General features: G+C 67.0%; 24 protein-coding genes. 11 read left to right on the top strand and 13 right to left on the bottom strand.

From position 1 onward, the window contains the following. Nucleotides 1–232: 232 nt before the first annotated feature. The gene (locus tag ACFPLC_RS13665; RefSeq protein ID WP_003058004.1) at nucleotides 233–1,423 is read right to left on the bottom strand and encodes an ATP-binding protein; all 1,191 of its coding nucleotides are present in this window, start codon (nucleotides 1,421–1,423) and stop codon (nucleotides 233–235) included. 155 nt (nucleotides 1,424–1,578) lie between these two features. Further along, the gene (locus tag ACFPLC_RS13660) at nucleotides 1,579–2,313 is read right to left on the bottom strand and encodes a MerR family transcriptional regulator (protein ID WP_378191672.1); all 735 of its coding nucleotides are present in this window, start codon (nucleotides 2,311–2,313) and stop codon (nucleotides 1,579–1,581) included. Between the two features lie 178 nt (nucleotides 2,314–2,491). On the opposite strand from ACFPLC_RS13660, the gene ACFPLC_RS13655 reads away from it, so the two are divergent. Then, the gene (locus ACFPLC_RS13655; RefSeq protein ID WP_378191670.1) at nucleotides 2,492–3,031 is read left to right on the top strand and encodes a DoxX family membrane protein; all 540 of its coding nucleotides are present in this window, start codon (nucleotides 2,492–2,494) and stop codon (nucleotides 3,029–3,031) included. A gap of 63 nt (nucleotides 3,032–3,094) precedes the next feature. Here the strand turns inward: ACFPLC_RS13655 and ACFPLC_RS13650 are convergent, their stop codons facing one another. Then, nucleotides 3,095–4,384 carry an acetyl-CoA C-acetyltransferase gene (locus ACFPLC_RS13650; protein ID WP_191313546.1) on the bottom strand — a complete coding sequence of 430 codons (1,290 nt, stop codon included), beginning with the start codon at nucleotides 4,382–4,384 and terminating at the stop codon, nucleotides 3,095–3,097. Between the two features lie 93 nt (nucleotides 4,385–4,477). Here ACFPLC_RS13650 and ACFPLC_RS13645 point away from each other — a divergent pair, with 93 nt between their 5' ends. After that, nucleotides 4,478–5,812 (top strand): 3-oxoacyl-ACP reductase, encoded by a 1,335-nt coding sequence (locus tag ACFPLC_RS13645; protein ID WP_378191668.1) that lies wholly within the window; start codon nucleotides 4,478–4,480, stop codon nucleotides 5,810–5,812. Between the two features lies 1 nt (nucleotide 5,813). Beyond that, on the top strand, nucleotides 5,814–6,656 hold the full coding sequence (locus tag ACFPLC_RS13640) for a MaoC family dehydratase (RefSeq protein WP_378191666.1): 843 nt from the start codon (nucleotides 5,814–5,816) through the stop codon (nucleotides 6,654–6,656). Here the strand turns inward: ACFPLC_RS13640 and ACFPLC_RS13635 are convergent. Beyond that, nucleotides 6,648–7,304, bottom strand: a complete 657-nt coding sequence (locus ACFPLC_RS13635) for a TetR/AcrR family transcriptional regulator (protein ID WP_043787198.1) — start codon at nucleotides 7,302–7,304, stop codon at nucleotides 6,648–6,650. The two genes, ACFPLC_RS13640 and ACFPLC_RS13635, sit on opposite strands and share 9 nt — an antisense overlap. Nucleotides 7,305–7,431: 127 nt before the next feature. Between ACFPLC_RS13635 and ACFPLC_RS13630 the strand changes: the two genes are divergently transcribed. Next, nucleotides 7,432–8,094, top strand: a complete 663-nt coding sequence (locus ACFPLC_RS13630; RefSeq protein ID WP_378191664.1) for an SCP2 sterol-binding domain-containing protein — start codon at nucleotides 7,432–7,434, stop codon at nucleotides 8,092–8,094. A 67-nt stretch (nucleotides 8,095–8,161) separates the two neighbouring features. Beyond that, complete coding sequence (locus tag ACFPLC_RS13625; RefSeq protein WP_378191939.1) at nucleotides 8,162–8,713, top strand: SCP2 sterol-binding domain-containing protein; 552 nt, start codon at nucleotides 8,162–8,164, stop codon at nucleotides 8,711–8,713. Between the two features lie 37 nt (nucleotides 8,714–8,750). Here ACFPLC_RS13625 and ACFPLC_RS13620 read toward each other — a convergent pair whose 3' ends face one another. Further along, a complete protein-coding gene (locus ACFPLC_RS13620; protein WP_378191662.1) occupies nucleotides 8,751–8,954 on the bottom strand; it encodes a hypothetical protein in 204 nt (67 codons plus the stop codon). A gap of 1,752 nt (nucleotides 8,955–10,706) precedes the next feature. Here ACFPLC_RS13620 and ACFPLC_RS13615 point away from each other — a divergent pair. The 3 genes from ACFPLC_RS13615 to ACFPLC_RS13605 all read left to right on the top strand — a co-directional run bounded on the left by ACFPLC_RS13615 (nucleotide 10,707) and on the right by ACFPLC_RS13605 (nucleotide 14,649). Further along, on the top strand, nucleotides 10,707–11,351 hold the full coding sequence (locus tag ACFPLC_RS13615) for a hypothetical protein (protein WP_378191660.1): 645 nt from the start codon (nucleotides 10,707–10,709) through the stop codon (nucleotides 11,349–11,351). A 63-nt stretch (nucleotides 11,352–11,414) separates the two neighbouring features. After that, nucleotides 11,415–12,821: a transcriptional regulator gene (locus tag ACFPLC_RS13610; RefSeq protein ID WP_378191658.1), complete on the top strand. Its 1,407-nt coding sequence runs from the start codon at nucleotides 11,415–11,417 to the stop codon at nucleotides 12,819–12,821. Between the two features lie 10 nt (nucleotides 12,822–12,831). Further along, nucleotides 12,832–14,649 (top strand): DEAD/DEAH box helicase, encoded by a 1,818-nt coding sequence (locus ACFPLC_RS13605; RefSeq protein WP_378191937.1) that lies wholly within the window; start codon nucleotides 12,832–12,834, stop codon nucleotides 14,647–14,649. On the opposite strand, the gene ACFPLC_RS13600 is transcribed toward ACFPLC_RS13605, so the two are convergent. Further along, the gene (locus ACFPLC_RS13600) at nucleotides 14,642–15,940 is read right to left on the bottom strand and encodes a DNA cytosine methyltransferase (protein ID WP_378191656.1); all 1,299 of its coding nucleotides are present in this window, start codon (nucleotides 15,938–15,940) and stop codon (nucleotides 14,642–14,644) included. The genes ACFPLC_RS13605 and ACFPLC_RS13600 overlap by 8 nt on opposite strands. Before the next feature lie 83 nt (nucleotides 15,941–16,023). On the opposite strand from ACFPLC_RS13600, the gene ACFPLC_RS13595 reads away from it, so the two are divergent. After that, nucleotides 16,024–16,479, top strand: coding sequence for a very short patch repair endonuclease (locus ACFPLC_RS13595; protein WP_378191654.1), 456 nt, complete (start codon nucleotides 16,024–16,026; stop codon nucleotides 16,477–16,479). A 76-nt stretch (nucleotides 16,480–16,555) separates the two neighbouring features. On the opposite strand, the gene ACFPLC_RS13590 is transcribed toward ACFPLC_RS13595, so the two are convergent. Next, nucleotides 16,556–17,023: an FxsA family protein gene (locus ACFPLC_RS13590; protein WP_378191652.1), complete on the bottom strand. Its 468-nt coding sequence runs from the start codon at nucleotides 17,021–17,023 to the stop codon at nucleotides 16,556–16,558. A 68-nt stretch (nucleotides 17,024–17,091) separates the two neighbouring features. Between ACFPLC_RS13590 and ACFPLC_RS13585 the strand changes: the two genes are divergently transcribed. Then, nucleotides 17,092–18,408 (top strand): pentapeptide repeat-containing protein, encoded by a 1,317-nt coding sequence (locus ACFPLC_RS13585; protein ID WP_378191650.1) that lies wholly within the window; start codon nucleotides 17,092–17,094, stop codon nucleotides 18,406–18,408. Here the strand turns inward: ACFPLC_RS13585 and ACFPLC_RS13580 are convergent. Beyond that, nucleotides 18,389–18,973 carry a TetR/AcrR family transcriptional regulator gene (locus ACFPLC_RS13580; RefSeq protein WP_378235822.1) on the bottom strand — a complete coding sequence of 195 codons (585 nt, stop codon included), beginning with the start codon at nucleotides 18,971–18,973 and terminating at the stop codon, nucleotides 18,389–18,391. The genes ACFPLC_RS13585 and ACFPLC_RS13580 overlap by 20 nt on opposite strands. Nucleotides 18,974–19,019: 46 nt before the next feature. On the opposite strand from ACFPLC_RS13580, the gene ACFPLC_RS13575 reads away from it, so the two are divergent. Next, a complete protein-coding gene (locus tag ACFPLC_RS13575; protein WP_378191646.1) occupies nucleotides 19,020–19,916 on the top strand; it encodes a quinone oxidoreductase family protein in 897 nt (298 codons plus the stop codon). On the opposite strand, the gene ACFPLC_RS13570 is transcribed toward ACFPLC_RS13575, so the two are convergent. The 5 genes from ACFPLC_RS13570 to pdhA all read right to left on the bottom strand — a co-directional run bounded on the left by ACFPLC_RS13570 (nucleotide 19,906) and on the right by pdhA (nucleotide 26,174). Beyond that, nucleotides 19,906–21,858: an ABC transporter ATP-binding protein gene (locus ACFPLC_RS13570; protein WP_378191644.1), complete on the bottom strand. Its 1,953-nt coding sequence runs from the start codon at nucleotides 21,856–21,858 to the stop codon at nucleotides 19,906–19,908. The genes ACFPLC_RS13575 and ACFPLC_RS13570 overlap by 11 nt on opposite strands. Before the next feature lie 20 nt (nucleotides 21,859–21,878). Then, nucleotides 21,879–22,463 carry a TetR/AcrR family transcriptional regulator gene (locus ACFPLC_RS13565; RefSeq protein ID WP_378191935.1) on the bottom strand — a complete coding sequence of 195 codons (585 nt, stop codon included), beginning with the start codon at nucleotides 22,461–22,463 and terminating at the stop codon, nucleotides 21,879–21,881. Between the two features lie 147 nt (nucleotides 22,464–22,610). Beyond that, nucleotides 22,611–23,960, bottom strand: a complete 1,350-nt coding sequence (locus ACFPLC_RS13560) for a dihydrolipoamide acetyltransferase family protein (protein ID WP_378191642.1) — start codon at nucleotides 23,958–23,960, stop codon at nucleotides 22,611–22,613. Nucleotides 23,961–23,976: 16 nt separating this feature from the next. After that, on the bottom strand, nucleotides 23,977–24,969 hold the full coding sequence (locus ACFPLC_RS13555) for an alpha-ketoacid dehydrogenase subunit beta (protein WP_378191640.1): 993 nt from the start codon (nucleotides 24,967–24,969) through the stop codon (nucleotides 23,977–23,979). Beyond that, nucleotides 24,969–26,174: a pyruvate dehydrogenase (acetyl-transferring) E1 component subunit alpha gene (pdhA, locus tag ACFPLC_RS13550; RefSeq protein WP_378191638.1), complete on the bottom strand. Its 1,206-nt coding sequence runs from the start codon at nucleotides 26,172–26,174 to the stop codon at nucleotides 24,969–24,971. Before pdhA ends, ACFPLC_RS13555 begins: the two co-directional genes overlap by 1 nt. Nucleotides 26,175–26,188 lie beyond the last annotated feature (14 nt).

Here is a 26,188-nt window from a genome sequence, read left to right as displayed (position 1 = left end):
GGTGGCTTGTGGGTCTAGTATGCGCCTTTTTTCACAGGGACGCCAATGAATATCCGGTGATCTGGCGCACTGGCCGATGAATCATCGGCAAACTTGGGTATTGGCCGGAGAGATTCGGGGTGGCGGCGATCACGGCGAAGCAACCCGCTACCACTATCTAAGGTGATCTAGCGAAGAGACTATAAAGACTTAGCGACGTTCATAGACCGCGAGACAGCCGGAAAAGACCAGGTCAGTCGCGGCCGAGCAGGTAGTGGCCGAAGTGCGGCACGGTGAAGGCGATCTGTCCCCGCTCGGCGGAGTACACGAGGCCCTTCTTCATCAGGCTGTCGCGCGCCGGCGACAACGACGACGGCTTCCGCCCGAGGAACACGGCGACGTCGGCGGTGCCCGCGGGCTCGTCCCGGCCCTGCGTCAGCGACGCCATCGCCTGCAGGTACTCCCGCTCGGCCGGCGTCGCGCGTTCGTAGCGCGACCCGAAGAAGCCGACCGCCAGCTCCGACTCCGCCTCCGGCGCCGCGACCTGGACGTCCTTGACCGTGATCGGGTCGGACGGCGCCGCGTCCCAGGCCGCCTTGCCGTAGGCCTGGATGAAGTACGGGTAGCCGCCGGACGCGTCGAAGAGCGCGTCCAGGGCTTCCGGCTCGATGCCGGCGTCCTCCCGCTCGATCGGCGCCATCACGGCGAAGTCGGCGTCCTCGCGGCTGAGCCGGTCGATGCGCGCGTACCGGAAGAGCCGCTCGGAGTAGGACTTCGACGCCGAGAGCACCGCGGGCACGTGCGGCAGCCCGGCCCCGACGACGACGAGCGGCGCACCGGACTGGGACAGCTCGTGGCAGGCCGCGCACAACGCCGAGACGTCGTCCGGCTGCAGGTCCTGGATTTCGTCGATGAGCAGCGCGACGCCGGTGCCGACGTCCGCGGCCAGCTCGGCGACGTCGGTGAACAGCTCGACGAGGTCGATCTCGATGTCCCCGGAGTCCGCGCGCCCCTGCGCGGCGGGCACGTCGATGCCCGGCTGCCACCGGTCACGCAGCTTGGCGTCCGGCTTGTTGGCCCGCAGCGCGAATGCCTTGAGCACCCCGAGCACCTCTTCGACCCGGTCCGGCGCCCGGTGCCGCACGGCGAGGTCCCGGATCGCCCGGTGCAGCGCGGCCGACAGTGGCCGCCGCAGCTCGGCGTCCGGCCGGGCTTCGATCTTCCCCGCCCCCCACTTGTGCCGCACGGCCATCGCCCGCAGCTCCCCGAGCAGGACGGTCTTCCCGACTCCGCGCAGGCCGGTGAGCACGAGACTGCGTTCGGGTCTCCCCCTGGCCACCCGCTCCAGCACCACTTCGAAGGCTTTGAGCTCACGCTCACGCCCGGCCAGCTCGGGGGGCCGCTGCCCGGCGCCCGGCGCGAAGGGGTTGCGGATGGGGTCCACTCTGCCAAGCTATCGGCGTTTCTAGGGTGAGCCCGATATTCCGCCATAGACGGCTAGCGCGTGTCGCCGAGGTTCGACCGGATGGCCGTACATAGAGACGAACAGGTCTGCAGCCCTGCTCGTCCCTACCCCCAGTGCGCCCTTACGACGCACCACTAGGCGTTCAGGTTCCGTTCCGCGTAGATCTTCATCGCGTCCCGGACGAATTCCGCTCCGTCGCCTTCGAACCCGTAGCGCGGGTCGTCGACGTACAGCTGGCCCAGGCCCGCGAAGTACCCCGCGGACACCGACGAGACCGCCGGCCGCAGCCACTCGTGCAGCCGCCGCGTGATCGCCTGGACCTCGTCGGAGTCCGGAGCGAGTCCGGACGTCCGGGCCGCGCCGAACGCCGCCGCGATGTCCCGCTGCTCCTGCTGGTGGGCCTCCTTCTCCGCCGCGGAGAGCGAGCTCCACCACTGGTCGCCGCGCCGATACGCGTCAGCGCCCCGGCGGCGCGTGACTTCCTCCTCGTAGCGCGTGTGGTCGAAGCCGTCGAAGACTTCTTCTGCCATCAGTCGTTCACCTCCCTTCAGTTTCCGGAGGGTCGTGCGGACCGACTCGATCTGCCGTCCGATCCGCTGCTGCTCCTCTTCGAGCAGCTCCAGGTGGGTTTCGAGCGCCGCGGCGCTGTCGCGCTGCCCGTCGAGCACCTCGGCGATGGCCGGCAGCCCGAGCCCGAGCTCGCGCAGCAGCAGGATCCGCTGCAGCCGGACGAGCGCCTGCTCGTCGTAGTAGCGGTAGCCGTTGCCGCCGATCCGGCTGGGCTCGAGCAGGCCGACCGCGCCGTAGTGGCGCAGCGTCCGGCTCGTGGTCCCCGCCGAGCGGGCGATGTCCTGGATCGACCACTCCATGACGTCGACGATAGAAGTTGACGCTGCGTCAAGGTCAACCGCTAAAGCCTTATAACGCTCTCTAGCGTTACAGCTATAAAGCGCGAGAAAGCCCGATGAGGATTCGAGCGCGGGCCGAGCGGGCACCCACGGAGTAGGTTCGACCAGGCAGTGGCCCGTACGAGGAAGGCAAACGACCGTGATACTCCGTCGAGTGGCACGTCCCCTGCTCGCCACGATCTTCGTGACGGGCGGAATCAATGCGCTGAGGCAGGCCGAGGGCCACGCCAAAGCGGCGGAACCGTTCCTCAACAGCGCGATCGACAAGTTCGGCGACAAACTCCCGGAGCAGATCCCGCGGGACCCGGTGACGCTCGTCCGGATCGACGCCGCGGTGAAGGTCGGCGCCGGTCTCGCCCTGGCGGCCGGCAAGGCGCCGCGGCTCGCGGCCGGGCTGCTGCTCGGCAGCCTGGTGCCGACGACGCTCGCGACGCACAGCTTCTGGGCCATCAAGGACCCGGGCGAGAAGCAACAGCAGCAGATCCAGTTCTTCAAGAACGCGAGCCTGGCCGGCGGCCTGCTGCTCGCGGTCGCGGACACGCACGGGAAGCCGTCGGCGGCCTGGCGCGCGAAGCACGCCGCGAAGGACGTCGGCGTCGCGGCCGGCAAGCTGAGCCGCAAGGCCGAGAAGCGGGCGAACAAGCTCGCGAAGCGCGCCCAGAAAGCCCTCCCCAACTAAGGGCCACTTTCATAGGGAAAGTGCCGCCCCGGAACCCCGCGGGCGGCACTTTCCCTATGAAAGCTACTTCTCCAGGATCGCGGTGACGCCCTGGCCGCCGGCCGCGCAGATCGAGATCAGGCCGCGGCCGGACCCCTTTTCGTGCAGCAGCTTGGCCAGCGTCGCGACGATCCGGCCGCCGGTCGCCGCGAACGGGTGCCCGGCCGCCAGCGACGAGCCGTTGACGTTCAGCTTCGCCCGGTCGATCGCGCCCAGCGGCTCGTCCAGCTCCAGCTTCTCCTTGGCGAACACCGGGTCCTCCCACGCCTTGAGCGTGGCCAGCACCTGCGACGCGAACGCCTCGTGGATCTCGTAGAAGTCGAAGTCCTGCAGCGACAGCCCGGCCCGCGCGAGCATCCGCGGTACGGCGTAGGCCGGCGCCATCAGCAGGCCCTCGTCCCCGTGCACGTAGTCGACGGCCGCGGTCTGCGAGAACGTCAGGTACGCCAGCACCGGCAGCTTGTGCGCCTTGGCCCACTCGTCGGTGGCGAGCAGGACCGTCGACGCGCCGTCGGTCAGCGGTGTCGAGTTGCCCGCCGTCATCGTGCCGTCCGGGCCGCCGAAGGCCGGCTTGAGCTTGGCGAGCTTCTCCGCCGTCGAGTCCGGCCGCAGGTTCTGGTCGCGCGCCAGCTTGAGGAACGGCGTCACGAGGTCGTCGAAGAACCCGCGCTCGTAGGCGGCGGCGAGCTTCTGGTGGCTGCTCGCGGCCAGTTCGTCCTGCGCCTCGCGGGTGATCTCCCAGACCTTCGCGGTCAGCGCGGCGTGCTCGCCCATCGACAGCCCGGTGCGCGGCTCCTCGTTGCGCGGGATCGCCGGGACGATGTGCCCGGGGCGGATCTTCGCGACGAGCTTGAGGCGGTCGCCGAGCGTCTTCGCGGCGTTGAGCTGGATGAGGATCTGACGCAGGTCCTCGTTGACGGCGAGCGGCGCGTCGCTGGTGGTGTCGACGCCGCCGGCGATGGCCGAGTCGATCTGGCCGAGCGCGATCTTGTTGGCGACGTTGACGATCGCCTGCAGGCCGGTGCCGCACGCCATCTGGACGTCGGACGCCGGCGTCGCGGGCGAGAGCTTGCTGCCCAGCACGCTCTCGCGGGCCAGGTTGAAGTCCTTCGAGTGCTTGAGCACGGCGCCGGCCGCGACCTCGCCGATCACCTCGCCCTGCAGTGAGAAGCGGCTGACCAGGCCGTCGAGGGCGGCGGTGAACATGTCCTGGTTCGACGCCTTCGCGTACGGCCCGTTCGACCGCGCGAAGGGGATCCGGTTGCCCCCGATGATCGCGACCTTGCGCACGGCGGGTGTCTTCTTCGGCGGCATGAACTTCACCTCTCTGGTCGGCTCCTGCACACTGTAACCTACTCAGGAGTAGGTTAGACTGCGGCGTGACGCAGACGGCACGGGAGGCAACCGATGGCTGACAGGTACCAGCAGTTCACGAAAACCCCGCTGGGGAAGTTCGTGGTGCCGAAGCTCGGCCTGCCGAATCCCGCGACGCTGCGCCGGTACCGGCCCGGGCAGCCCGCCCTCGAGGGTCCCGCACTTCTCGGCGCCGCGCCCGGCGGACGGCTGGAGAAGACCCTGCGCGACCAGCTGGCCGACGCGGGTATCGAGGTGATCGCCACCCCGGCCGACCGGCACGCGGCGCTGGTCTTCGACGCCACCGGCGTCACCGACCCCGCGCGCCTGCGCGAGGTCTACGACTTCTTCCATCCGGTGATCCGCAGCGTCGGCCCGTCCGGCCGGGTCGTCGTGCTGGGCACGCCGCCGGAGCAGGTCGAAGGCCGCGAGCGGATCGCCCAGCGCGCGCTCGAAGGCTTCATCCGTTCGGTGGGCAAGGAGCTGAAGCGCGGCGCGACCGCCCAGCTCGTGTACGTCGCTGACGGCGCCGAAGAGGCCACGGAGTCGACGCTGCGCTTCCTGCTCTCGGCGAAGTCGGCGTTCGTCGACGCGCAGGTGATCCGGATCGGCACCGAGGGCAAGACGGCGTCGTCGCCCGCGAACTGGGAGAAGCCCCTCGAGGGCAAGGTCGCGCTGGTCACCGGCGCGTCCCGCGGCATCGGCGCGGCGATCGCCGAGGTGCTGGCCCGCGACGGCGCGCACGTCGTCGCGCTCGACATCCCCGCCCAGGGCGGCGATCTCTCGAAGGTGGCCAACCAGGTCGGCGGATCGTCGCTGCAGCTCGACATCACTTCGCCGAGCGCGCCTGCGAAGCTCGCGGAGTACCTGAAGGAGCGGCACGGCGGCGTCGACATCGTCGTGCACAACGCCGGGATCACCCGCGACAAGACCCTGGGGAACATGAGCGAGAGCGCGTGGGACTCGGTGATCGCGGTGAACCTGGCCTCGCAGCTCGCGGTGAACGACAAGCTGCTTGCGGACCACGTCTTGAACGAGAACGGGCGGATCATCGGCGTCTCGTCGATTGCGGGCATCGCCGGCAACGTCGGCCAGACGAACTACGCGACGTCGAAGGCGGGTGTGATCGGCATGGTGAACGTCGGCGCGCCGCAGCTGGCGGCGTACGGCGGCACGATCAATGCCGTTGCGCCCGGGTTCATCGAGACCAAGATGACGGCCGCGGTGCCGTTGTTCATCCGCGAGGCCGGCCGTCGCCTGTCCAGCCTCGGCCAGGGCGGGCTGCCGGTCGACGTCGCCGAGACGATCGCCTGGTACGCGAACCCGGCGTCGGCCGCGGTGAACGGCAACGTGGTCCGCGTCTGCGGCCAGGCCCTGCTGGGGGCGTGACGTGGCGATCCGCGAACTCGACAGCACGCCGAGCCTGGCCACGCTGTACCCGAAGGCCCTGGTCGGCGGCGTGCTGCGCAAGCCGTCCGGCTCTTCGCTGCCCGACACGGAACTGGTGCGCACCGGCGTCGTCGTCGACCCGGCGCACCTGGCCGCGTACAACACGGTGTGCGGCTTCCGGCTGAGCGACGAGCTGCCGGCGACGTACCCGCACATGCTGGCGTTCCCGCTGCAGATGGCGCTGATGACCGAGCCGGGGTTCCCCTTCCCGCTGCTCGGCATGGTGCACGTGAGCAACCGGATCACCCAGCACCGCGCGCTGCGGGTGAGCGAGCCGCTGACCGTGCGCGTGCGGGCGGAGAACCTGCGTCCGCACGAGAAGGGCCGTCAGTTCGACGTCATCAGCGAGGCCTGGGTCGGTGATCACCTCGTGTGGACCGACGTCAGCACGTACCTGCGTCGGGGTTCTGGTTCCGGATCTTCCGCGCGACGCGAGCAGCTGGCCCCGCCGACTCCGGACGCGATCTGGCGCGTCCCGGGCGACATCGGGCGGCGCTACGCGGAGGTCTCGGGCGACCGCAACCCGATCCACCTGCACGCGCTGACGGCCCGCCTGTTCGGCTTCCCCCGCGCGATCGCCCACGGCATGTGGACGAAGGCCCATGCGCTGGCCGCGTTCGAAGGCCGGCTGCCGGAGGCGTTCACCGTGGACGTCCGCTTCAAGCAGCCGGTGCTGCTGCCGGCCAAGGCGGCGTTCACGTCGTGGTCCGTCGGCGACGGCTGGGCGTTCGAGCTGTGGAGCAAGGCGAAGCCGCACCTGGAGGGGACGATCAGCTCACTCTGACGGCTTCCAGACCGCGCCTTCGATGAGGTCGTTGAAGCCCAGCCAGACGAGGTTCATCAGCCAGGAGGCGAGGACGCCGTCGGAGATGTCGGGGTGGTCGAGGGCCCAGTCGGCCAGCGACTCGGCCCCGCCGACCAGCGACGCGGCCAGCCCTTCGCCGGAGAACTCGGCCTGCTCGCCGACGCCCTTGCGGGTGCCGGCCGAGACGACGAGCGCGGCGACGAGCTGGATCGCGCGCGCCCGCATGTCGGTGATCTCCGCGGCGAAGGCCCCGCCGACGGTGAGGGCCTGGCGGTGCAGGACCGTCCAGGACTCGCGGTACTCGGCGACGAAGCGGTAGAAGGACCGCAGGCCGTGCCAGAGCTGCATGTCCGGCGGCAGGTCGGGCTGCACGCCGGCCTGGATGGCCTCGAGCAGGCGCGTCGCCTCGCGGCGGATGCACGCGCCGAAGAGGTCTTCCTTCGAGCCGAGGTAGGTGTAGATCATCGGCTTCGAGACCCCGGCGACGTCGGAGATCTCGTCCATCGACGCGGCGTGGTAGCCGTGCCGCGAGAAGACCTGGACGGCCGCGTCCAGGATCTGCCGCTCGCGCACCGCACGCGGCAGCCGCCTGGCCCGTTCGGGCGGACGCTGATCTTCCTCTGACACGCTGGACCTCCTCGTTGCTGCCCGGAGACGGTACCGGGCGTTGCCCCGCGCGGGTGATTTCGGCACGCTTGCCCGCCTACCTACTGACGGGTAGCCTTACGCATGAGTAACCGGGAGAGGGGTGACCATGGCCGAAAACGCCGGGATGACCAGCGCGGATCGGATCGCGGACCTCCGCGGGGCGGCGCTGCTCGACGCACTGGAGCGGCTCGACCCGCTGGGCCCGGAGGCCCACGCCCTCGACGTCAACGAGCTCGCCGAAGCCGTGGACCCCGGCGAGCTCCGCAAGGACGACTTCAGCCGGTTCTTGAAGGCCCTGCTCGCGCTGGCGTCCCGAGCTCCGGCGTTCGACCTGAGCAAAGTCGAGCCGGCCCGCTTCGCGTCCCTGGTGGCCTCGGCGTCGCGCGCCCAGCTGGAGAGCGTCGTCGCGGACCGCGCCCTGCGCGAGCGCGTCCTGGACGAGATCTTCGCCCGCATGGGCGCCCACATCAGGCCCGACCGGGCCCGCGACCTGCACGCGGTGGTCCACTGGCGCCTGTCCGGCGGCGCCGGAGAAGGCGGCTACGACCGCTACGAGACAGCGATTTCGCACGGCTCGTGCACGGTCAGCCGCGAGATGCACTCTTCTCCGCGAGTAACGATCACCATCGCCCCCGCCGATTTCTTCCGGCTCATCACCCACCAGGCAACGCCGGCGGTGTTGTTCGTCACGGGAAGAATCAAGGTAAAAGGCGACCTGGCCTTCGCGGCGGGCTTGATCGGTTTCTTCGACTTACCACACCCCGTATAGTCCGCCCGTGCCCCGAAACGCGAAATGGCGTATCCCACGCCCCCACCGCATCCGCGGCGGCCACGTGGTGAACGCGTTCGCGGAGAAGCTGGTCATCGACCGCCTGACCCCCGCCCAGTTCACCCAGGTGCTGGAAACCTTGCACATGCTGGGTTCCGCGGGGGCGGGCATCGAGCTGAGTTCGCTGTCGACGGACGTCCTGGTGGACGTGGTCCGCCGGGCCTCCCGGGAGCAGCTGAAGGCGATCGCTTCGCATCCGGAACTGCGATCGGTGTTCCTGGACGAGATTTTCCGCCGAATGTCGGAGCATTTCTCACCGGCCCGGGCACGTCACGTGGATTTCGTGGTTTCCTGGCGTTTCTCGGAGGGCTCAGGAGAGGACGGCTACGACCGTTTCCAGACGGTGATCGAGGACGGCGTGTGCGTGTCGTCGGCCGACCTGTCGCGGACCCCGGACACGACGATCACGCTGTCGGTGGACGACTTCATCCGGATGGCCACGGGCAATGCGGCGGTAGCGGCGATGTTCGTGACGGGCCGGGTGAAGGTGAAGGGCGAGTACGCGCCGGCGGTGCGGTTCAGCAGCTACTTCGACATCCCGAAGCCAACTGGCCCGTAGGGCTTGCCGATCGCCGGCAAGCCCTACGGTCGGGCTGCTACTGCCAGTCCTCGCGGAGGAGCCACTCGAGCAACCGGCCGACGGCCGCCTTGCCGAACTCCATCAGCGCCCCTCGCGCGATCATCGAGAGCCAGCTGGGCTCCCGCGGGTTCTGCGCCCCCCTCGACGCCGGCCACCCGGAAGGCGTGATCATCTCCTGGCGCGGCCGCGAACTGTGCTTCCGGCGCTTACACTTGGCCACGAGGGCCTCCTTACTTGTTAGGGGTCCGCGAAGGGGAAGGCCCGCCGGTAATCGCTTGCGAGGCATGGCCGGCTGGCTTTCCCCGAGCTCGTCTTGATTTAGACGAGCTGGGTGAACGGTGTGCTGCTGCAATGGAGGGGCCAGCCCGGGTCCTGTTAGTCCGGGCACTTGACGAGTGAGCCATCACCGTGCGCTTGCTCACAGTTTGCACTCGATCACTCTTTACGCTCAGTCACGAACACTCGCTCGGCGAGCGGCGGGGGAGCCTGCAGGAGGAGCAGCCACCCATAGTCAGCTGTGGCGGGCTTGCTGCTGTGGCGGGTGCGCCAGAGGCGTCGGCGTCAACAGGCAGGGGAGCAATACGACGACTTTTCGACTTGCCGCGGCAGACGTTCTGACGGCGGATGGCTGGCTGGTCACCGTAGCTTCGCGGCGGCATGCCCAATTTTCTGTTGCGCCGGTGCGGACGGAGGGGCGAATCTTGGTTGCGCCGGTGCAAATGTCAGTGATGTGGGCTGCATCAGCTGGGAGTCCGGCTTGGAGGAAGGATCCCGAAGCCGCGTAAGGACCGCAAGGCCGCCGGTCTTCGAAGTTCTCGGCTATTGGTTCGGACATGGGTTCGGACATGGGTTCGGACATGGAGGCCACGCAAGAGCTCCTCGCTCCCGGCTGGCTATTGATGGTGCCAACGAACCTGCCGCCGAACCGGGCTGCGGTGCGCATGTCAAGCAGTTCATCCCACGTGCAAGGCAGTGATGCGCAGTTTCCGCGTTCTGCGAGTGAGTACATCACTCGCAAGGTGTCGACACTGGGAATTCTGCGGGCATTCACGTAGTGAGACAGCGCCGGGCCTGAGACCAGGATCTGTGCGGCTCTGTCGGCCTGGGTCGGCGCCTCCATGCACCTGCACAAGCACCTGAGTGTCATCGCTAACTGACGTTGCTCGGGTGTGGAATCCGAGGGAAAGCTGCCCCCTATGTGTCCCAGTCTCATCCACTGGTCCTCTCTGGCTTCGTTTGTCACGCTGAATACGAACCTGAATGTTGATCAGGGCACGTTGAACTAAGCAGTTGGCGATTACTTGTCCTGCTCATCAATGCGGTCAAACTTGAACCAGTTCAAATCCTGACCAGCTCAAGTCAGGTGTTGGTCGGGGTTCGTGGCGTGTCTCCTCCTTCCAGCAGGCGCTTCTGGCTTGCCGTGGATGTTCACCGGCGTGTCTGTCCGTACTGCGTGTGGGACAGCAAGAGCCCGATTGGTTGATGGTAGCGGGTCGAGGTGCGCATGTCGCGCGCAACACCCGGGTTGCGCAAGAAGGGGTGTACGCGCGCGAAGCGAGTATGCGCAACGGGCAATACGCAACGAAGATTGTAGATTGTCAACAGTAGACAGTCTGTGCTCCGGCGCTGCCTTCTGGACAAATTCTGGACATTCACGCAGGCGCCCAGGTCGCGCAACGGTCGTGTTATGAGATGTGGAGACTGACGCCGCCCAGTACCTGCGGTCCCCTTCTCCTTGCGGGCGTGGTCTGTTGCATTCGCAAAGTCTGGCTCGGTGTTTACAAATCTTCTTGTAAACACCGATGGGTGACCTTGGGGCAACGCGTCGTGCTACAAAGATGGAACACGCAGCTCGTTGGGATGCCTCGGTTCCGGAGCAAGGACGCTGCGCGTCACCCGAGTTCAAGCAGGAGCAAGAGGGAAGTGAGGACACGCCGTGCTGCCATCGTGGGAAGACCCGAAGCTTGCGACTATGAAGAGGGTCGCCTTATGGCTGATTTCGGAGATCGGAGAGGGTAACGAGTTTACCAAGGAGCAGATGCGGGGCGCATTTCCCGGAGTGTCGCAGATCGATCGCAGAATGCGTGATCTCCGGGATTTCGACTGGCGGATCGACACCAACAGGGAGGACTCCTCGCTGACGGCTGCTCAGCACCGTTTCGTGAAGCGTGGGCAGCCCGTCTGGGAGAAGGGTATGACTTCGAGGCCGCCGACAGCATCAGCGATTGGCGCTGTCCGAAGGCGTGAAGTCATCTCGGGCGACAACAACATGTGCCGGTCATGTGGTATCACGCCGGGGCAGTTCTACGCCGGCACTTACGAGAGCGCTCAGCTCGACATCGCTCGCCGTGAAGTGCTGCTCCCTGATGGGCGGCACGAGGTGCAGCTGATCACGGAGTGTAATCGTTGTCGTGTCGGCGGGCGAGGGCTGAGGGCGGACCTGGGCGAGGTGGTCAACCGTGCCGGCGCGCTCAGCCCGGCTGATCGTGCCCTCCTGGTGAGTTGGACGGAAGCAGATGAGCGTACCTTCAGCGACGTTGAGAGGGTTTGGGCGGACTACCGCGCTCTGCCGGCGGACGCGCGCGCCAGCTTGCGCGAAGTCCTGGGCTTGGCCTGAGCCGCTCGGGCGGTCCCGCTATGTTGGTGTTCCTTGCGGTGCGTGGTTGGTACAGGAGAAACAGTGATAAAGGACTACGGCCGACCGCCTCGGGCTGACGAGAACCGCGCCGTCGTAGAACGCCGCCTCCAGGAGGTCAGCGCTCGTAGCGGCGCTCGTGAGACCCAGAGCGTCGAATGGCGCGGCAACCAGGTACATCTGGATGTCATCCAGATGACCGTCGGTGATCTCTACTACAACCCGGCCACGCACCGGGTGCGTGCGCAGCGCAGCCACGATCCCAAGCTCGACCAGCTCGTCGAGAGTGATCCGTGGAGCACTGAGAGCCAGGAGTACCTGGGGTATCTGCTGCAAGCACTGCCCGTTGACCCCAGCAAAACTGATCCTGCGTTCGAAGAGCTCCTCGGAAGCCTAAAGCAGTATGGTCAGACCGATCCAGGTCTGATCACCCGCGACGGCATCCTGGTGAACGGCAACACGCGGCGCGCCGCTCTCTTGAAGGTCGGTGGCCCCCAGCAACCGATTAGGGTAGCTGTGCTGCCGGCGTCGTGTGACTGGTCCGACATCCAGGACGTGGAGCTCTCACTTCAGCTCCGCCGGGAGCATCGCCGCGACTACTCGTACATCAACCGGTTGCTGGCGATCGACGAACTCGTGAGCCAGGGTGTTCCCTTGCCGGTGATTGCGTCAACCTTCCGTACGACAGTGGCAGCGTGCAAGCAGGACCAATGGGTTTTTTCGTGCATCAAGTCCATGGTGGAACGCAGTGAAGTCGTCGGCCGTCAGATTCCACTCATTGCCTTCGAAGATCACCAAGAGAAGCTCAAAGAACTTCACCGGCGTTACCAGAAGGATCTTGCCAGCAGTACCGAACGAGCCGAGCTGACCAAAGAGGCGCGGCTCGCGGCGATCATGCTGGGGTTTTCAAAGACCGATGTCAGGTTCATTGAGTCTGATTTCCAGTCCCGCTACCTCCAAGACAAGCTGCCAGCGGTGCTCGAGCCAAAGACGGCGGCTGCGAAGGTGGCAATTCCGGGGCTGGGCCTCGCCGTCAAGGGAGCGTCAGACAAGGTCGAACAGGCCAGGGAGCTGACCGACACTGTGCTAAGGGCGCGTACTGAGGGAAAGATCGCGCCTGGCGGCGAAATTGATCCATCTGCTGACGATATTGCCGCGGTAAAGGAGGCGGTCGACAGTGCGATCAAGTTAGCTGGTCGTACTACTCAGTTGCGCAAGAAAAAGCAGGCTGTGCCTGATCGCCTTAATTCGGCGAAAGCGGAGATTGATCAGTGTGTCACTGAGCTAGTGATGTCGCGGGCATCGCGTGCGCTGGACGAAGAGGCCTTCAACGACGCACTGCTGAGCTTCCGCCGAAGCCTGCGAAAGCTGGCTGTTGAGTCTGTCCGGACTGTAGAAGAGCAGAGCGAAGGTGTTACTTGGCTGCGCCAGGTCCTTGAGCTGGAGTCGTGAGTTGAGCGGGGTGCAGCCGAGCCTGTTCATCGGGTTCGACCTGACCCGGACGCAGGCCAAGCTGGTTGCCGCAAGCGAGTTCCGGGAGGACCTTGCCAGGCTTCTTGCCCGGTTCCCCAGCGGGCAGATGACGGAGCGTCTAGCAGCCGCAATCCCCGTTGATGAGTTTGTCGGCAACCTTGAATCGTTGGCGGCTTGGCCAGCCCCAGAGTCCGTAGTTTGGGAAGAATCATTCCGGGCGCTGGTCACAGCTATGCTCGCAGATGCCGAGCGATCAGAGCGTCTTCTCGCTGGTGAAGATGACGAGCTAGTTGTCCACGATAGCGATGTAGCGGATGCGCTGGAAACCGAGTGGTCTGGGGATCTCACTCCATTCCAGCGCCGGGACGTTGCTAAGCTCGTGTCGCTCGGCCACGGCGCGAATTTTAGCGTCCCTGGTGCCGGAAAAACGCGTGTCACCCTCGCTGCGTTCTCAATCTTGCGGCGGCGCGGCGAGGTTGTGCGTCTTCTGGTGGTCTGCCCGAAGTCAGCGTACGAAGCGTGGAGGGAGGAAGGGGAGAAATGCCTCGCTGGCACGCTTGAAATACAGATATTCGACGGGAAAGCGTCGCTTTCGGCTGACGTGCTCCTCGTGAATTACGAACGGCTCGACCGGTCGCTGGGCACCATAACCGACTGGCTTGAAGCGCTACCGACGATGATGGTCCTCGATGAGGCTCATCGGATGAAGCTTGGCGCGGCAGGCGTCTATGGTGCTGCCTGTATGGCGCTTGGGCCGCTAAGCAAGGTAAGGATGATCCTCACCGGTACTCCGGCGCCGAACGGACCGAAAGATCTAGAAAGCTTGTTCGCTTTCGTCTGGCCTGGCCGCGGGAAGCGGGTGGTGAATGAGGCTATTGACGGTGGAAACCTAGTTTACGCTAGTCGTGCCCTGAAACCGTTGTATACGCGAACCACAAAGCAGGAGCTGGGACTTCCCCCCGTGTCGCTGGTGACACGTACGGTAGACCTTCCACCCCTCCACCGCGAAATCTACGACGCCATCATGGGACGATTCACGGATCGCGCAGCGCGGAGCAGGTCAGACTTCGATGCGATAGGCCGAACGGTCCTACGGTTGATCATGGCAGCTACCAGCCCAGCGCTTCTCGCTGAAGGGGCAACGCGGTATGAGCCACTGTCGCTTCGAGTCCCGCCGTTGGAAATCCCGCCTCATGATCCGCTCCACAGCTTGCTTGCTTCTCTCTCTGCCTACGAGCTTCCCCCCAAGTATCAAGAGGTATTAGCCATTGTGCAGGAGAATGCCGCGCGGGGGAGAAAAACTTTGGTCTGGGCGAGCTTTGTACGTAGCCTCACTACGCTCGGGGTGCTTCTCGAGGACTTCCGGCCCGCGGTCGTGCATGGCGGGACCGCGGACCGCGACGAGCAGATCGAAGCCTTCCGCAATGATCCAGCCTGCGCCGTTCTTATCTCCAACCCTGCTACCTTGGGTGAAGGCATCAGCTTGCACCAGGTGTGCCATGACGCCGTCTACGTCGACCGCGACTTCCAGGCCGGCCGGTTCCTGCAGAGCCTCGATCGGATCCACCGGCTGGGTCTTGCTCCTAATACACAGACGCGGGTCACGGTCTTGGCCTCGCGCGGAACAGTCGACGAGGTTGTTGCAAAGCGGCTGAACGAGAAGCTCGAATTCATGGGCAAGCTGCTAGACGATTCCTCGGTCCAGCAGCTCGGCGATCCCTATGAGGAGCCATCTGCGGTCGCGGGTATGGACAATGCCGACTTGAAGGCGTTGCTCGCGCACATCCGGCAGCATAGGATCAGCTGATCTTCGTCCTGTTCTGGTGGAATTTCTCATGGCGCTCATGGTCTTCTTGACCAATGAAAGCCTTGAATTCACCAAGCTGGTAGGCCAAGGTTTCATCACCAGTTGGCGTAGTGACGATATGGAAGTCGCGTCCGAGCTGGGCAATCCGCTCTTCGAGTTCGGGTATACCATTTTTCAGCTGAGCAAGGTCTACGATCAGTCTAGCGGGAACAAGGCCCCCTTGCTCGCGAAGGACCTTGTACACCGGGTCGTGGCTTGGGTTCTCTCGTTGCACTACTTCGCCTTGGTGCTTGAGTGCTCTGAGGATCGCCGTACCCACGGCTTCGGCGACTGGAGGCGGGAAGGCATTACCGATCTGGCGGTAACGAGAGGTCTTCTTCCCTGTGAACTCCCATTTGTACTCGGGGCGCCAGCCCTGGATTCGGGCTACCATCTCATTTGTCAGCTTTGGTCCGGGTGCTGTATCAAACTTGTCGTACTTGCTTGGGGCGGCGTTCGCGACGCCCATCGCATCCACCCCCAGTTCAGCCCATGCGCGCTTGGCTCGTGTGGGACCCAGATCAGCACCTCCGTGCTTCTTCGAGCCTCCGACGATTGTCGGACCGATCTTGCTGGCGAGTTTCTGCCAGTCTTCGAGCCCTTCCCATTCATTAACACCCATAAGATCAGAGATGGCGTCGCTGACAGTGATTTGCTCTGAGTGTGGCTCTGGCCACTTGAAGTACTTGGCGTCATCTTCTTGCATGGCGACCAGGACAAACCGTGGGCGCAGCTGAGGAACACCGAAGTCGCAGGCGTTCAGCAAGCGCCATTCAGCGACATACTTGAATTCGGCTAGGCGATCGAGGACGTATTGTCGGTATCCCGAGAACCGGGGAAGGCTGAGCCCACGGACGTTTTCTAGCATCAAAGCGCGTGGCCGCACCTTGTCGACTTGCTCCACCGCCCACGCGAACAAATCACGCTCATCATTGGCGCCTAGCTGCTTCCCTGCAATGGTGAAGGGAGGGCATGGCACGCCGCCTGCCAGGAGCGCCACTTCCCGGTGCTCCTCGGGCTTGAAGATAGCTGGATCGGCTACGTCACCTTGCCGAACGATCGGGCGAGGTTGTTCGTTGATCTCGATCTCACCGGGGATGTTCTTGCGAAGGGTCTCGAACGCGTTCGCGTCCAGCTCGACCGCGAGCCGGTGCTTGAATCCGGCGAGTTCAAGGCCAAGTGCTTGCCCGCCGGCGCCCGCGCAGAGCTCAACGACCTCGTAGGAGGTGTCGTCGTCTGTGGTGCCGGTCATCGTTATCCCTTCGAGGTGGCGTAGCGCGAAAGAGTGCCTGAGACTATCTGGCGTCATGAGAGCAGCTGTGAGGTCCCTAGCCGATGCCTGAAGTCCCATCTCCTGCGGAGGGCGAGGTCACCAGGGCGAAGCCCTATCCCGCCGCTGCCAGCGAGGGCCGCTCTCGCAACATGCGAGCCAACCGGCGCACTGACACCAAGCCGGAGGTGACCCTCCGCAAGGAACTGCATCGGCTTGGTTATCGGTACCGCAAGGACCTGCCGATAGTGCTCGAAGGCGTGCGTGTTCGTCCGGATATCGTCTTCACCAAGCGAAAGGTCGCGGTCTTCGTCGACGGCTGTTTCTGGCACGTCTGCCCGGAGCATGGACGCCACCCGACCAGCAACGAGTGGTACTGGACACCGAAGCTCCGGCGCAACATGAGTCGTGACCAGCTGGTTACCGAAGCGCTTATAGACGCGGGCTGGCGGGTGGTCCGCATCTGGGAACACGTGCCGCTGCGTGATGCCGTCTCGGCTGTCGAGGCCGCGATCTCGTAGCGCGAACACGCGTTCGATCTTAGAGTCTGCACGTGCAAACGCCTAGCAACATCTGCTCGCGTGTCGTCGCCGCTGGTCAGCCCTCGATGATCCGCCCCTCGATCACCGGCGGCTGGTCCCGCCGCGGCTCATCGGACGACACGACCTCGCTGTCCACCACCATCACCGGCCCCCGCCGCTGGTTGGCGAACCGGACTGCACGCTTCTCCATCCGCTTCAACCACCACCGCCGCGCCACCGCGCGCGACGGCGGCAGCATCAACAGCAACCCAAGCACGTCCGAAACGAACCCGGGCACCAGGATCAGCACCCCACCCAGCCCGACCAGCATCCCGTCGGTGAGTTCCTTCTCCGCCGGGCGCCCTGAACGAGCTGCGGCCATGAAAGCCCTCATCGCCTTGCCGCCCTCGCGGCGGGCCAGCCACGATCCCAGGACCGCGCCCGCCAGGAGGAGGCCCAGCGTGCCGAGCACGCCGACGGCCGAACCCACCGCCCAGATCGCGGCGATCTCGGCGAAGACGTAAAGCAGGAACGCGACAGCCATACCCCTACAACGAGCAGCCTGTCCGATTTGCTCCCGTCGCCGTCGACCAGCGGCTAGTCTCACCCTTCGTGTCCGACTGGCTCCGCTGGCTCCTGATCGTGTTATGCCTGTTCGTGGCGTTGCTCGTGGTCCGGCTTGGTTCCTGTCGGCGCTCCGCGTTCCGCGGTGTCGTCTGGACTCGGCCGAAGCGGCAGCCGGCGCTCTGGCGGCGCGGGATGGCGATGTCCGTCCTCGGCTGGCTGGTCGTGGCCTTGCTCGTCGCCGCGACCACCGGGGGTGGCCTGCTCTGGTTCCTCGGCTGGCCGCGGCTGCCCAGCGCCGGGGCCTTCGACGTCGGCCAGCTGCTGGACCTGCTGAAGATCGCGCTTTCCGTCGTCGCCGGGTTCGGTGGGGTCGTGCTGCTCGCCGTCGGCTACCGGAAGCAGCGGGTGGCCGAGGACGAACACGCCCTCGCCGTCGAGCGCGCGGAACGGGAAGTCGTCCAGAAGTTCAACGAACGCTTCGGGAGCGCTGCCGAGCAGCTCGCCAGTGAGAGCCCGGCCGTCCGGCTCGCCGGCGTCTACGCGATGGCCGGCCTCGCCGACGACTGGGCCGACAAGCGCCAGGTCTGTGTCGACGTCCTGTGCGGCTACCTCCGGATCCGCCAGGAACGAGACGGCGAGACCGAGGTGCGGGAGGCGGTCCTGCGCATGGTGCGCGACCACACCCGGGCGTCGGCGAAGACGTCGTGGTCCGCACTCGACTTCGACTTCACCGGCGTGACCTTGGAAAACGCCGACTTCGCGCGGCTGGAGTTCAGCGGCGAGGTGCTGTTCGACGGGGCGGAGTTCGTGGGCGGGGTGGCGTCCTTCGCGGGCGCCGAGTTCGGGAAGCTGCTCAGCTTCCACGGCACTCGCTTCACCGCGGCCGAGACGAACTTCGCCGGGCTCACCCTCACCAAGGGTAAGGCCGAATTCGTCGGCACGGAGTTCGCCGGCGAAAAGGTGGACTTCGCCGACGCGCTCTTCCAGTCCTCGTCGATGGCCTTCTTCCGTTGCCGGTTCTCCGCAACCGTGATCGACTTTTCGCAGCTGGACTTCCTCTTCGGCCGGGTGGTGTTCGACCGCTGCGACTTCGCGGACCTCGAGCTCGACCTTTCGAGCAAGCACGGCTACGACACCGACGCCCTGCCCGTGACCGCCGAGAACTGCCGGTTCGAGCGGTGCCGCCTCGAGCTCAGCCAGGTCGCCGGACACGTCCGGCTCGTCGACTGCGTGCTCGACACCGTGACCGTTGTCGACCGGCACGACGGCGAGGTGGTCCTCCCGTGGCGCCGGGTCGAGCTGCGCGGCGGGACGCTGCTGCCGGCCCACCACACCCAGGTGGTCAGCGCAGCAACGTCGTGACCATCGACCGTAGGCCCGCGGCCAGCCGATCCGTCTCGCCCGTCTTCAAAAACCGCACCATCAAGTCGCTGTGCAACGACCCCAGCAGCAAGTGCGCCGTCAGGTCGGCGTCCAACTCCGGTGACGCCGCAGCGATCAACCCCGACACATGCGCGTGCCAGGCCACGTAGACCGGGCTGTTCAACCGGTCCGTCGACGCCTGCTCGAACGCCGCCATCACCTTCACGTTCCGGGTGGCCAGCTCCACCACCGCGTCGAAAAACGCCGCCAAGCGGGAAGCGGGGGGTGCGCCTGGGCCGAGGGGAGGTGGGCCCGAGGTCAACGCGACAGACAACTCCTCGACCCGCGACTCCACCAGCGCGCGCATCAACCCTTCGCGGTTGCCGAAGCGGTGGAACACCGTGCCCTTGCCCACGCCGGCCGCGGCCGCGACGCGGTCCATCGATACGTCGGCGAGGTCGTGCGTCGACAACAACTCCTCCGTCGCGCGCAGGATCGCGCGGCGGTTGCGGGCCGCGTCCGCGCGTTCCATCGAACCTCCTCGACAAGTTGACCGTCGGTCCATATAGTAGGCCGACGTAAGTTGACCGGTGGTCCAGTTAGGGGATGCGATGCGCGCAGTCGTGCAGCACGGGACGGGTGGTCCGGAAGTGCTCGTGGTCGAAGACCGGCCCGAACCGGCGCGGCACCCCGGCGAAGTCCTCGTCCGGACCGAGGCCATCGGCGTGCCGTTCTACGAGACGCAGCTGCGGTCCGGGCTGATCCCGGCCGGGCCGCCGTCGGTCTTCGGGCACGAGGCCGCAGGGATCGTCCTCGACGCCGATGACCCGAGCATGCGCGGGAAGCGGGTCGTCACCATGTCCTACACCGGCGGCGCGTACGCCGAGGTCGTCGCCGCGAGCCAGTACGCGCTCGTGCCCGGCGGCCTCTCGCCCGAGCTGGCCGTCGCCGCTGCCGTTCCGGCCTCGGTGGCGCTCGCCCTGATCAAGACCGCGGACGTCAGATCAGGGGAAACCGTGCTGGTCGAAGCCGCGTCCGGTGCCATCGGCGGGTTCCTGGCCCGGCTGGCCGAGCAGCGAGGCGCCCGGGTCGTCACGACCGCTGGGAACACCCAAGCCGACATCGACCACCGCGACCCGGACTGGCGGCAGCAGGTGCCCGAAGGCGTCGACGTCGTCTTCGAGTCCATCGGCGGCCCGCGTGCCGCCGAGCTCACCGCGAAGCTCGCGCCGCACGCGCGGATCCTGGCCTACGGCATGCTCAGTGGCGAATTCCCGGTCTTTCCCGTGGCCGGCCTCATCGCCCGCGGGATCACCCTGATCGGCTTCGGTGGGCCGGACGCCTATGGGAAGCGGGTCGCGGCCGGCCGCGCCGAGGCGCTCGGCCTTGTCGCGGACGGCACGCTGACCCCCGTGCTCGACCGCACCTTCCCCCTCGCCGACGTCGCCGCCGCGCACGCACGCGTCGAGAGCCGCGAGGGGATCGGCAAGGTCGTGCTCATCCCTTGACCGGCACCTCGTCCAGGTACGCCTGCGCCTGCAACGTGAACAAGTCCGCGTACCCGGCCTTCGCCGCCATCAGCTCCTCATGCGTCCCGTACTCCGCAACCTTCCCGCGCTCCAGCAACAGAATCCGCTCCGCCTGCCGAACCGTCGAGAACCGGTGCGAGATGTAGAGCGTCGTCCGGCCTTCGGACAGCTCACGCAGGCGGGAGAACAGGTCGTGCTCGGCCTGCGCGTCCAACGCCGACGTCGGCTCGTCCAGGATCAAGATCGGCGCCTCACGCTGGAACGCCCGCGCTAGCGCGATCTTCTGCCACTCACCGCCGGACAGCGACACTCCTTGGTCGAACCAACGGCCCAGCGGGCTGTCGTAACCGGACGGCAGCCGCTCGATGCGCTCGTCCGCACCCGCGCGGCGGGCTGAATCCTCGATGTGCGGCCGGTCCTCCAGCCGCGAGAGGTCGCCAAGGCCGATGTTCTCCGCCGCCGTTCCCTGGTACGTCACGTAGTCCTGGAACATCGCGCTGATCCGCGTGCGCAGCTCGTCCGGGTCGTACTCGCGGATGTCCACGCCGTCCAGCAGGATGCGGCCGCCCGTGGGGTCGTACAACCGGCACAGCAGCTTGAACAGGGTCGACTTGCCCGCGCCGTTGCGGCCCACCACCGCCACCGTCTCGCCCGGGCGGATCTCGAAGCTGACGTCCTCCAGCGCCGGCTCCTCCGAACCCGGGTACGCGAACGTGACCGAGTCGAACTCGATGTGACCGTCCACAACGGACGGGAACGGCCGGGGTGACGCGGGCGCCGTGATCTCCGGCTTCGTGTCCAGGAACCGGTACAGCGTGTCCAGGTACAGATTGTTCTCGTACATCCCGGAAAACGCCGTGAACAGCCCGGACACCGACGTCTGCACGGACGTCGCCGCGGCCGTGTACAACGCCAGGTCACCGAGGGTCAGCCGGCCACCGACCGCTTCCAGGGCGATGTACAGCGCGATCGCCGAACCCGCCAGCGTGCTCAGCAGCCCCCAGGCCGTCGAGCTGATGTTGCGGTTGATCGTCAGCTTCCGTTGCCGCTCGTACGAGACGACGCCGAGCCGGCGGAAGCGGTCGACGAAGTACGGGCCCAGCCCGAACAGCTTCGTCTCCTTGGCGTAGGTGTCCGTCGTGACCAGCGACGACAGGTAGTCCATCCGCCGCTTGATCGGCGACATCAGGAACGTCAGCCAGAACGCGCGCGAGCCGTACTTGGACTGCGAGATGAACGCCGGGATCGGCGCCACCAGCGCGACCAGCGCCAGCAGCGGGCTGATCGCCACGAGCAGCGCGATCATGCTGCCGAACGTGATCAGCGTCCGCACGAGCCCCAGCGCGGAGTTCATCATCGACAGCGGCCGCGTCGGGGCCTCCTGCGCGGCCTGGCGCAGCATGTCGTAGGACGCGGACCCCTCGAAGTACGCCAGGTGCAGCTCGCTCGCGTGCGCCATCACCTGGTGGCGGATGGTCAGCGTCATGCGCTCCTGCAGCAGCGACTGCGCGATCGACGTCAGCGCGCTGCTGATCGCGGTCGCGGCGAGCACGCCGAACTGGAACAACGCGACGTTGACGATGTCGCCCGTGGTCCCCTTGCCCTGGATCGCGGCGACGACGGAGTCGAGGAGCAGTTTCGCGACGTACGCGGTCACGGTCGGTAGGAGCCCCGACAGCAGCGTGATCAGCGCCAGGAGGATCGTCAGGACCGGGCTGGCCTGCCACGTCAGCTTCACGACCTTCGGCAGGCCGCGGACCGTGCCCGCGACGGACGTCTTCGCGCGCCGCAGCCGGGAGCGCAGGTCCTTCGGCTGGTCGTCCTGCTTCGGTTCGGGGATGTCGACGGGCCCGGTGAGCCCGCTCTCCGGCACGGTCACGGCGTGCCGCCGCCGTCCTCGCCGAGCCAGCATGAACTCCATGCCGCCCCCACCGCCCGGGATCACTCGGCCTCCACGGCGCCGTGCAGGAAGACGTCGACCACCTGGCGCGTGGTGGGGGCGTCGTCGATCGGGGCCATCCGGCGGCCGCCGAACAGCAAAGTCAGGAACAGCGCGGCGAGCTGCTCGGGGGACAGCCGCAGCCGGTCCTTTTCGGGCTCGAACAGTTCGGTGATCGCGCCGCGCATCGCGGCCATCGACTCGCTGCGGCCGCCCTTCATCGTGCGGTTCTTCAGGCGCTGCTCCGGGTCGCGGTGCTTGACGCGGCCGGACGCGTGCAGGGCGCCCATCAGCGCGCCCATCCGCTCGAAGTGGGCGCCGAGCGCTTCGGCGGCCTCGACAAGCCGGTCCGCCAGAGGCTGGTCGATGGGGATTTCGGCGATCGCGTCGAGGACGTGGTCGGGGCGCAGCACCTCGGCGGTGCAGGCGTCGATCAGCTCGTCCTTGTCCTTGAACGCGCGGAAGATGGTGCCCTCGCCGATGCCGGCGGCGCGGGCGATCTGGCTGGTCGTGACGTTCGTGCCGTGCTCCATCAGGAGCGGCAGCACCGCGTGCACGATCATGGCGCGCCGGTCTTCGGCGCTCATGCTCGGCGCTCTGCGCCGGGTCTCGGGTGCTGGTGTCATGCCACCAGTGTGCGGAGTGAGTGCTCACTCCGTCAAACGAATACGCCGACGGCGAAAACGGCGAGGGCCGCCCCGGTACTCCGAGACGGCCCTCTACCTGCGGAAACTTCAGTACGTCATGGCCATCGCCGGGTCGGCCAGCAGCGCGCCGACGTCGGCCAGGAACTCCGAGCCCTGCTGGCCGTCGACCACGCGGTGGTCGAAGCTCAGCGACAGCTGGAGCACCTTGCGGACCTTGATCTCGCCGTCCACCACCCACGGCTGGTCCTTGATGGCGCCGAGGCACAGGATCGCGGACTCGCCCGGGTTGATGATCGGCGTTCCGGTGTCGACGCCGAACACGCCCACGTTGGTGATCGTGATCGTGCCGTTCGCCATGTCCGCCGGGGACGTCTTGCCCTCGCGGGCCGTGTCGGTCAGGGCCGTCAGGGCCTGAGCCAGCTCCTTCAGCGACATCGAGTCGGCGTCGCGGACCTTCGGCACGATCAGGCCGCGCGGCGTCGCCGCGGCGATCCCGAGGTGCACGTAGTCCTTGTAGACGATCTCCTGCGCCTGCTCGTCCCAGACCGCGTTGACGTCCGGGGTCCGCTTCGCCGCCAGGCACACGGCCTTCGCGGCGAACGTCAGCGGCGTGACCTTGACCCCGGCGAACTCCCGCGACTTCTTCAGCTTCTCGCGGAACTCCATCATCGGCGTGACGTCGATGGTCAGGAACTCCGTGACGTGCGGAGCGGTGTACGCGCTCTGCACCATCGCGGCCGCGGTCATCTTCCGGACGCCCTTGATCGGCACGCGCCGCTCCCGGGTGGCCGGGTCGTAGCCGGAGTCCACAGTGGAGGCGACCGCGGCGGCCGGGGCCGCGCCGTTGGCCGCCTGCTCGACGTCCTGGCGGGTGATCACGCCGCCCTCGGCGGTGCCGGTCAGGGCGTGCAGGTCGACGCCAAGGTCCTTCGCGAGCTTCCGCACCGGCGGCTTGGCCAGCGGGACGTACCCGCCGCGCGGAGCCGGAGCCGGAGCCGGAGCCGGGGCAGGGGCAGGGGCAGGAGCAGGCGCCGGAGGAGTGGCGACAGCAGCCGCCGGAGCCGCACTCTTCCGGGCCCGCCGCTGCGTGACCACGGCCTTCGAGCCGTACCCGACCAGCGGCTTCATCTCCTCTTCCGCCTCGGCGGGAGCGGGAGCGGCGGCCGCCGGAGCAGGCGCGGCCGCACCACCGGGGTCGACGTCGATGGTGAGGATCGGTGTGCCGACCTCCACCGTCTGCCCCGGCTCGACGTGCAGTTCCGTGACGACCCCGGCCCACGGGATCGGCAGCTCGACGGCGGCCTTCGCGGTCTCGATCTCGACCACGATCTGGTTCACCGTCACCGTGTCGCCCGGCTGCACGTGCCAGTTCAGGATGTCGGCTTCGGTCAGCCCCTCCGCCGTGTCGGCCAGGGGGAATTGTTTGTACGTGGGCATTGCGCGGAAATCCCCCTTACCAGGCGAGCGAACGGTCGACGGCGTGCAGCACCCGGTCCAGGTCGGGGAGGTAGTGCTCCTCGAGCTTGGCCGGCGGGTACGGCGTGTCGAACCCGGTCACCCGGAGGACGGGCGCCTCCAGCGAGTAGAAGCACTCCTGCTGGACGCGCGCGGCGATCTCCGACGTCAGCGACGACTCCGACGGCGCTTCCGACAGCGCGATCAGCCGTCCGGTCTTGCGCACCGACTCGAACACCGGGCCGAGGTCCAGCGGCGAGAGCGTGCGCAGGTCGATGACCTCGAGGGACTTGCCCTCGTCCTCGGCCGCGGCGGCCGCGTCGAGGGCGACCTTCACCGACGGGCCGTACGCGACGACCGTCGCCGTCGTGCCTTCGCGGACGACCTGCGACGAGAACACCTGCGCCGGCGTGCCGGTGACGTCGATTTCGGCCCGCAGCGCACCGGAGTGGTACAGCCGCTTCGGCTCGAAGAACAGCACCGGGTCGTCGGACTTGATCGCCTGCTGGATGCCCCAGTAGGCGTCGACGGCGTTCGAAATGGACACGACCTTGAGGCCCGGGATGTGCGCGAACAGCGACTCCGGCGACTCCGAGTGGTGCTCGACCGCGCCGATCCCGCCGCCGAACGGCACCCGGATCACGACGGGCATCTTGACCTTGCCCTGCGTGCGGTAGTGCAGCTTCGCCAGCTGCGAGGAGATCTGGTCGAACCCGGGGAAGATGAAGCCCTCGAACTGGATTTCGCACACCGGCCGGAAGCCGCGGACGGCCAGGCCGACCGCGGTGCCGATGATGCCCGACTCCGCGAGCGGCGTGTCCAGCACGCGCTGCTCGCCGAAGTCCTTCTGCAGGCCGTCGGTGATCCGGAAGACGCCGCCGAGCTTGCCGACGTCCTCGCCCATGATCAGGACCTTCGGGTCTTCTTCCATCGCGCGGCGGAGGCCGAGGTTGAGGGCCTTGCCGATGGTGAGTTTCTGGAGGTCGGACATCAGTGCTCACCCGCCGATACGAAGCCGTCGAGGTAGGAGAGGAACTCTTCGCGCTGCGCGTCCAGCACCGGGTTGCCCTCGGCGTAGACGTTGCTGAAGATCCGCTCCGGCGGCGGTTCGGGCATGTTGAACGTGTACTCGCGCAGGTCGGCGGCGAAGGTGTCGGCCTCGGCCTGGACGCTGTCGAAGAAGTCGTGGTCGGCGTAGCCGTTGCGGGCCAGGTACGCGCGGACGCGCTCGATCGGGTCCTTGAGCTTCCACTCCTCCAGCTCGTCGGAGAGCCGGTAGCGGGTGGGGTCGTCGGTCGTGGTGTGCGCGTCCATCCGGTAGGTGAACGCCTCGATCAGCACCGGGCCGTTGCCGTGGCGGCACTCGTCGAGCGCCCAGCGCGACACCGCGAGGCAGGCCAGGACGTCGTTGCCGTCGACGCGGATGCCGGGGAAGCCGTAGCCGCGGGCGCGCTGGTACAGCGGCAGGCGCGACTGGCGCTCGGTCGGCTCGGAGATGGCCCACTGGTTGTTCTGGCAGAAGAACACCAGCGGCGCGTCGTAGACCGCGGCCCAGACGAATCCTTCGTGGACGTCACCCTGCGAAGTGGCGCCGTCGCCGAAGTAGACGATGGTGGCTTCGCCGTCGTCGTCACCGACCTTGCCCTCGAACTTCTGCCCCATCGCGTAGCCGGCGGCGTTGAGCACCTGGTTGCCGATCACGATGGTGTACGGGTGGAAGCCGTGGCCTTGGTAGTCCCAGCCGCTGTGGTCGGTGCACCGGAAGATGCCCAGGAGGTCCTTCATGTCGACCCCGCGCGCGTACGCGACGCCGTGCTCGCGGTAGCTGGGGAACGCCATGTCGTTCTTCTTCAGCGCCCGGCCGGAGCCGATCTGCGCGGCTTCCTGGCCGAGCAGCGGGACCCAGATGCCGAGCTGGCCCTGGCGCTGCATGGCGTTGGCCTCGCGATCGGCCCGCCGCACCAGCACCATGTCGCGGTACAGGCCGCGCAGCGCTTCGGCGTCGACGTCCTCGACGTACTTGTCGAACTGGGGCGAGGGAACCCGTTCGCCTTCGGGGGTGAGCAGCTGAGTCAGCTCAGCGCCACCTTCGCTGGTTGCCCGCAATCCGGCGATCACCTGCTCGGGGGACGGCTGGGCCGCTACGGCGGCCGGCCCGTCTCCGGGCTCCGGGTGCGTCCACTGTTCGGACGGCATGCGCAGTACTCCTC

The sequence above is a fragment of the Amycolatopsis plumensis genome, assembly GCF_042652605.1.
Taxonomy (GTDB): domain Bacteria; phylum Actinomycetota; class Actinomycetes; order Mycobacteriales; family Pseudonocardiaceae; genus Amycolatopsis; species Amycolatopsis plumensis.
Note: the sequence above shows the minus strand (reverse complement) of the source record. Positions and strands in the feature narration are given on the sequence as shown.